This is a genomic window from Succinivibrio dextrinosolvens, assembly GCF_900116345.1.
Taxonomy (GTDB): Bacteria; Pseudomonadota; Gammaproteobacteria; order Enterobacterales; family Succinivibrionaceae; genus Succinivibrio; species Succinivibrio dextrinosolvens_B.
The window spans coordinates 104,540-110,972 of record NZ_FPAH01000003.1 but is presented as its reverse complement, the minus strand read 5'-3'; the positions used below and the strand labels follow the sequence as shown (position 1 = coordinate 110,972).

Below are 6,433 nucleotides of genomic sequence, written 5' to 3'. Positions count from 1 at the left end.
ATGGTGGATGCTATAGGACTCGAACCTATGACCCTCTGCTTGTAAGGCAGATGCTCTAACCAGACTGAGCTAAGCATCCAATTTGGATGAACTTTTCTACATGGTGGATGCTATAGGACTCGAACCTATGACCCTCTGCTTGTAAGGCAGATGCTCTAACCAGACTGAGCTAAGCATCCGTAGAAAGTGAGTGCATTATAATGGGTGAATTGAGATATGGCAAGCGTTATTTTTAATATTTTTTTAGATAAACAAACAAAAGGCATATATTAGCTGTTTATCAACTCAAAATTTTTTTTAGTTTTTTTTGTTCTTTCTTTAATCCGGTCCACAAAATTAAATTACTCTGCCCCAATAAAATGCAAATTTAATGAATAACAAAAGCTTTATACACATTAGTGTATAATTTCAGCGTTCACATGAACTTTAGCTTCTTTTTAAGCAGCTAAAATCTTTCTTTTCATGGCAGGTTCACTGCCTTTAATTAGGTTAAGTCAAATATCATGAGTAACGCATTAACAAAAACCGAATTTAATTTCCCTGGTCAGAAAAGTGTTTATCACGGTAAGGTAAGAGACGTTTACAACATCAATGATGAAATGCTGGTTATGGTAGCAACCGACAGAATTTCTGCTTTTGACGTTGTTCTACCAGAGGGAATTCCATACAAAGGACAGATGCTAAACCAGATTGCAGCAAAATTCCTTGATGCAACTACTGATATTTGCCCTAACTGGAAGATCGCTACTCCAGATCCAATGGTTTCTGTTGGTATCATGTGTGAAGGCTTCCCTGTAGAGATGATCGTTCGCGGCTACCTATGCGGCAGCTCATGGAGAGCATACAAGAGCGGTGTTAGAGAGATCTGTGGTGTTAAGCTACCTGAGGGTATGAAGGAGAATCAGAAATTCCCTGAGCCAATCATTACTCCTACCACCAAGGCTGAATTAGGCCTTCATGACGAAGACATTTCAAAAGAACAGATTTTAGAAAAAGGTCTTGCAACTCCAGAGGAGTATGCTTTACTTGAGAAGTACACCCTTGCCCTATTCAAGCGTGGTACTGAGATTGCAGAAAAGAGAGGTCTAATCCTTGTTGATACCAAGTACGAGTTTGGTAAGCACAAGGGAACCATCTACCTGATGGACGAAATCCATACTCCTGATTCAAGCCGTTACTTCTACAAGGATGGTTACCAGGAGAGATTTGAGAAGGGCGAGCCTCAGAAGCAACTATCAAAGGAATTCGTTCGTGAGTGGCTGATGGACAATGGTTTCCAGGGTAAGGCTGGTCAGACCGTTCCAGAGATGACTCCACAGATTGTTGAATCAATCTCAAATCGTTACCTAGAGCTTTTCGAGAACATTACCGGTGAGAAGTTCGAGAAATCAGAGAACACTGACATTGCAGCAAGGATTGAAAGGAATGTTAACGAGTTCTTAAAGAACAAGTAACATTAAAATACAGTGATTGTAAGGAGGTGCAGATGCACCTCCTTTTGCTTATTTATATGGATATTTTATCTAGATTTCTTATCAGAACCTTGTAGGTAATATCCATAGCCTTTGACAGATCCTCTCTGGAGATATTCAGAGGAGGATTAAAGTAAAGAGTATCCCCTATAGGTCTTAACAGCAGTCCTTCCTTAAGAGCGTCCTGATATATTCTGTATCCAAGTCTTAAAGAAGACGGGAATCTCTCCTTTGTAGTCTTATCCTTTACGATTTCCATAACATTGATAAGACCGATACTTCTTACCTGACCAACATTTTCAAGTGAAGAGAATCTCTGGGCAAAAGAGTTTCTTAACCACTGAGCGGTTTCACATGCTTTTTCAATGATATGGTCTCGTTTTAGGATTCGTATGACACTGAGAGCACAGGCACACGCTAAAGGATTACCTGCATAGGTATGGGAGTGAAGAAAAGCCTTCCCCTCAGAGTATTCACCTAAAAATGCATCATAAACCTGATCTGTTACACCAACTACAGACATAGGCATGTAACCTCCGGTAAGAGCCTTAGACATACACATCAGATCAGGTGTTATTCCAGCATGATCACAGGCAAACCATTTGCCAGTTCGTCCAAATCCGGTAGCAATCTCATCTGCAATTAAAAGCACGCCATGCTTTTTGCAAAGGTCACTCAGAAACTTAAGGTATTCAGCAGGATAAATTCTCATTCCTCCGGCGCCCTGAAGCAGAGGCTCAACAATCAGAGCACAGAGTTCAGAACCATGCTCCTGGAAAACCTTCTCTGCTCTCTCCATACATTTATGAGGATAATCCTCAGGATGTAAAAACAGATCGGGAGCTTCAATATGGATGTTATCCATCATCATTGGCTTATACATCAGATTATATAAATCCATGCTGCCAACTGATAAAGCTCCAATTGTTTCGCCATGATAGCCTTCTGACAGACATGCAAATCTTCGTCTTTTTGTCTGACCAATCTGCTGCTGGTACTGAAAAGCGATCTTCAGTGCCATTTCTACAGAAGATGAGCCGTTGTCACCGTAGTTAAAGTGCGTAATCCCCTTTGGAACGATACTTAACAGTTCCTTGGTAAGCTCTACAACCCATGGGTGAGTAAAGTTTGCAAATATAACATGTTCAAGCGTCTTTGCCTGAGAGCAAAGGGCATCTGAGATTTCATCGTTGCAATGACCTAAAAGGTTACACCACCAGGAACTGATAATATCCAGAATTTCATGACCATCTTCGGTGTACAGATAACAGCCTTTTCCCTTAACTACCGGAATAGGCGGAAATGACTCATAGTCCTTCATCTGAGCAGCCGGATGCCATATATGCTTTACATCAAAATCAATTAAATTCTCGTTAGCACTCATCAAAATAATCTTCCATGTTCTGATAGCGTAAATTCAGTTCTTTATCACCTATTCCCAATGTTGCAATAACATTAACTCCAGAGATCTCCTCAATCATCTTTAGGTTATCATTATGCATTACAGAGGAATTATCAAAATTATTAAGTATTACGCCCTTTACTTTTATACTGTTCTGTTTAAGGTAACTTATGGTCAATACTGTATGATTAATTGTTCCAAGTCCGGCATCAGCTACAACCACTGCATTAAGTTTTAAAGCCTTGAGAATATCAAGATACATCAGATGATCATTCTTCTCCCAGACAACTGGACATATAATTCCACCCGCCCCCTCCGAGAGTACATAATCATAGTTGACTCTTAGGTAATTGAAGTCTTTTAAAATTTTATCCAGGCTTGCAAAGCGATTTTCTCCTCTTGCTGCAAGATGAGGTGACAGTGGTTTTTCATAAAGATAAGAAAGAAGTGATTCGGTATTCTGTTTTATTCCGGATGAATCCCTTACAAAGCCGGCATCAGAATGTTCGATACTATCGGAGCCACTCACAGCTGCCTTATAGTATGCAATAGACAAATTCTTTTTGGTAAGTTCTCTTGCTATGGCTGCACTTACATAGGTCTTACCGATATCGGTACCGGTACCTGTAACAAATAGTCCTCTCATTTTTTTAACCTCAATTATACTGAGGACATTTTAACATACTGAAAACGAAGAAGATTACCTAATGCCGATAGCAAAAAAAATCCCCTGAATAGGAGTTCAGAGGATTTTGCGGTTAAACAGATTTGTCTAAAAATCAGACATCAGTTGGAGCACCTTCTACAGGTGTCTTACCAAACTTCAGCAAGCTTACTAGACAGATTACAGCTACAACAACACCAATAATATTGGAGGTTGTAATATCTAAACCGAAGCCCATTGACTTCTCGTAGCAGATATAGCTTACTGATACTACAGTAATGAATGTAGCTGGAATTGAGCAGATCCAGTGGAACTTACCCTTCCTGAACAGGTAAGCTGCAGCGGACCATAAACAGATTCCTGCAAGAGTCTGATTTGAGAAACCGAAGTATCTCCAGATGATGTTGAAGTCAATCTGAGATAAAGCAATACCAATACAGAATACAGGGATAGCAATTATCAGTCTCTTACCTGGTTTAACCTGTGGCAGATGAATAACATCAGCAATAGTTAAACGGGCAGCTCTGAATGCGGTATCACCTGAGGTAACAGGAAGAATAACCACACCAAGAATAGCTAGAAGACCACCAACTCCGCCTAATAAAGCAACGCAGGAATCGTTAACTACAACAGCAGGACCACCTGCAGCTAATAGAGCCTGAGCATCTGGGTAGAAGGTCATACCAACAGTACACCATACCAGACCGATAAAGCCTTCAGCTACCATTGCGCCATAGAATACCATACGGCCTTCAGACTCATTCTCAACGCAGCGAGCCATCAGAGGAGACTGAGTTGAGTGGAAGCCTGACAGAGCACCACAGGCAATAGTAATGAATACTAGAGGGAAGATTGGCAGATCCTTAGGATGAGGATTGTGATCAAATGTTGCCCAAGAGTAGAAGCTATCTGGCATCTGAACAAACATACCAACGGTAACACCGATTGCCATGATCAGCAGTAATGCACCGAATACAGGGTAGATTCTACCGATAATCTTATCAATAGGAATAATGGTTGCGAAGAAGTAGTAAGCAAAGATTACGCCTAACCAAGCACCAAAGGTCATTACACCATCAAAGTGACCTACTGAAAGTTTTGCTAGAAGCCCCGCAGGAGCAGTAGCAAAAACAACACCTACCAGTAACAGCAGAATAGTTGCGAAAACACGCATACCGTTCTTGGCAATCTTACCTAGGTTATAACCAACTACATCAGGAACATTTGCACCGCCATAGCGAACAGAAAGCATTCCAGAGAAGTAATCATGAACAGCTCCGGCAAAAATTGTACCGATAACAATCCATAATAAAGCAGTTGGACCATAAACAGCACCAAGAATAGGACCAAATACAGGGCCTACACCTGCGATGTTAAGTAACTGAATCAACCATAGTTTCCATTTTGGCATGGCAACATAGTCAACACCGTCACTCTTGGTTTTAGCTGGGGTTGATCGGGCTGGATTTGGGCCGAAAATTCTTTCGACAATTCGACCATACACGAAATAACCTACAAGCAAGGCTATTACCGAGATAATAAACCACATATATCTTGGCATACACGACTCCTTATTGTTTTATGTTTGTTAAGTAACTGTATAATAAAATTTTCTTGCCAGGAATAATCTAAGAATTTATGAAAAGTTGATAGGACTCCACGAAATTTAACAGTAGTTTTAGATACAAATCACATTCCTAGGATTAATTATTTTATAAATACAGAAGTCCATCTTCTTTGAAAACGTTTTAGTTTTTACATAGTTAGATTTCAAAATCAAAGGCAGTTTTATGCCACTGCATTTGTTTCAGACATTTCAGGTAAACGTTTACAGTTAGATTACACCTAGAGACAATTTCTGCTATTCAGAAATCTGAATTTATGCCGTTATAACTATATATAACGATACATATATCATAAAAAATAATAATTATTTCTATCTAAAAAGAGGAAACTCAGAATGCCACTATATATGACAAATATAGCGAGTATGAGTGCTATGAGGACGTTGAATAACGTTACCTCAGAGCTTGATACAGTCTTTCAAAGACTGGCCTCTGGAAAAAGAATAAATTCCGCTAAAGATGATCCTGCTGGACTTATGATTGCGGACCGCCTTACCGCCCAGATAAATGGCTATAAGCAGGGCTCTAGGAACTTAAATGATGGAATTTCAGTTGCTCAGACCATGGAACATGCTCTGGATGAAAGCAAGAATATGCTGCAGAGAATTAGAACTCTGGCAATTCAGGCAGCGTCTGGTACATATACCGATGAAGATAGAGCAGCAATGGATTTGGAAGCACAGGAGTTATGCAATGAAATCAACAGAATATCAAACAGTACAACTTTCGGTGGAGCACAGATACTCTCTGGTAATACTGGCGGGCTTTTCAGTTCTAATGGCAGCATTGATATTCAGTGTACTGGCAATGTAGGAGATAAAATCTCCATTCCAGGCTTTGCCGATGGATTCTCGATTTCCGGCATGGCCTCATATCTCCAGATCTCTGATGGTGAATCCTATTTTAAGGTAGGAGGCGGTTCACTTTCTTTCTCGCTCACCTCTGCTTCAAACGCCGAGTCTGTACTTGGTTGCATCGATAAATACATAAATACAGTAAGCTCATATCAGGCAAGGCTGGGCGCTGTTCAGAACAGAATGGAATCAGCAATCCGCAACAACAGTTCTATGTACGAAAATCTTTCTGATGCGCGCTCAAGAATCGAAGATACTGACTATGCAGAAGAGGCATCAAAACTGGCTGAGCTGATGGTAAGACAGCAGGTTATTGCATCTCTTTTCTCAAGAATCATCAACAGCAAGAGTATTATTCTCTCCCTACTAGGCAGCTGACCGAAAAACAAAAAGCGCACTACCACTTACGCAATAGC

At 40.4% G+C, this 6,433-nt stretch carries 5 protein-coding genes and 2 tRNA genes; 2 read left to right on the top strand and 5 right to left on the bottom strand.

The genetic code is table 11. The features are described 5' to 3' along the window. Window position 1 precedes the first annotated feature (1 nt). Both BM308_RS01890 and BM308_RS01885 read right to left on the bottom strand, forming a co-directional pair. A tRNA-Val gene (locus BM308_RS01890) sits at window positions 2–79 on the bottom strand. 22 nt (window positions 80–101) lie between these two features. Beyond that, window positions 102–179, bottom strand: a tRNA-Val gene (locus BM308_RS01885). A gap of 324 nt (window positions 180–503) precedes the next feature. Between BM308_RS01885 and BM308_RS01880 the strand changes: the two genes are divergently transcribed. Beyond that, window positions 504–1,454 carry a phosphoribosylaminoimidazolesuccinocarboxamide synthase gene (locus BM308_RS01880; RefSeq protein ID WP_074942603.1) on the top strand — a complete coding sequence of 317 codons (951 nt, stop codon included), beginning with the start codon at window positions 504–506 and terminating at the stop codon, window positions 1,452–1,454. A 52-nt stretch (window positions 1,455–1,506) separates the two neighbouring features. Here BM308_RS01880 and bioA read toward each other — a convergent pair whose 3' ends face one another. The 3 genes from bioA to BM308_RS01865 all read right to left on the bottom strand — a co-directional run bounded on the left by bioA (window position 1,507) and on the right by BM308_RS01865 (window position 5,099). Then, window positions 1,507–2,856, bottom strand: a complete 1,350-nt coding sequence (bioA, locus tag BM308_RS01875) for an adenosylmethionine--8-amino-7-oxononanoate transaminase (protein ID WP_074942602.1) — start codon at window positions 2,854–2,856, stop codon at window positions 1,507–1,509. Next, entirely contained in the window at window positions 2,846–3,520 is a 675-nt protein-coding gene (gene bioD / locus BM308_RS01870; protein ID WP_074942601.1) for a dethiobiotin synthase, read from the bottom strand. The genes bioA and bioD overlap by 11 nt, the downstream gene beginning before the upstream one ends. Window positions 3,521–3,653: 133 nt before the next feature. Continuing rightward, window positions 3,654–5,099, bottom strand: coding sequence for a carbon starvation CstA family protein (locus tag BM308_RS01865; protein WP_074942600.1), 1,446 nt, complete (start codon window positions 5,097–5,099; stop codon window positions 3,654–3,656). Between the two features lie 399 nt (window positions 5,100–5,498). Here BM308_RS01865 and BM308_RS01860 point away from each other — a divergent pair, with 399 nt between their 5' ends. Next, window positions 5,499–6,395, top strand: a complete 897-nt coding sequence (locus BM308_RS01860; RefSeq protein ID WP_074942599.1) for a flagellin N-terminal helical domain-containing protein — start codon at window positions 5,499–5,501, stop codon at window positions 6,393–6,395. Window positions 6,396–6,433 lie beyond the last annotated feature (38 nt).

Excerpts from the sequence above, each read along its gene's own strand:
- BM308_RS01880 (WP_074942603.1), top strand. The coding sequence starts at position 504 with ATGAGTAACGCATTAACAAAAACCGAATTTAATTTCCCTGGTCAGAAA.
- bioA (WP_074942602.1), bottom strand. The coding sequence starts at position 2,856 with ATGAGTGCTAACGAGAATTTAATTGATTTTGATGTAAAGCATATATGG.
- bioD (WP_074942601.1), bottom strand. The coding sequence starts at position 3,520 with ATGAGAGGACTATTTGTTACAGGTACCGGTACCGATATCGGTAAGACC.
- BM308_RS01865 (WP_074942600.1), bottom strand. The coding sequence starts at position 5,099 with ATGCCAAGATATATGTGGTTTATTATCTCGGTAATAGCCTTGCTTGTA.
- BM308_RS01860 (WP_074942599.1), top strand. The coding sequence starts at position 5,499 with ATGCCACTATATATGACAAATATAGCGAGTATGAGTGCTATGAGGACG.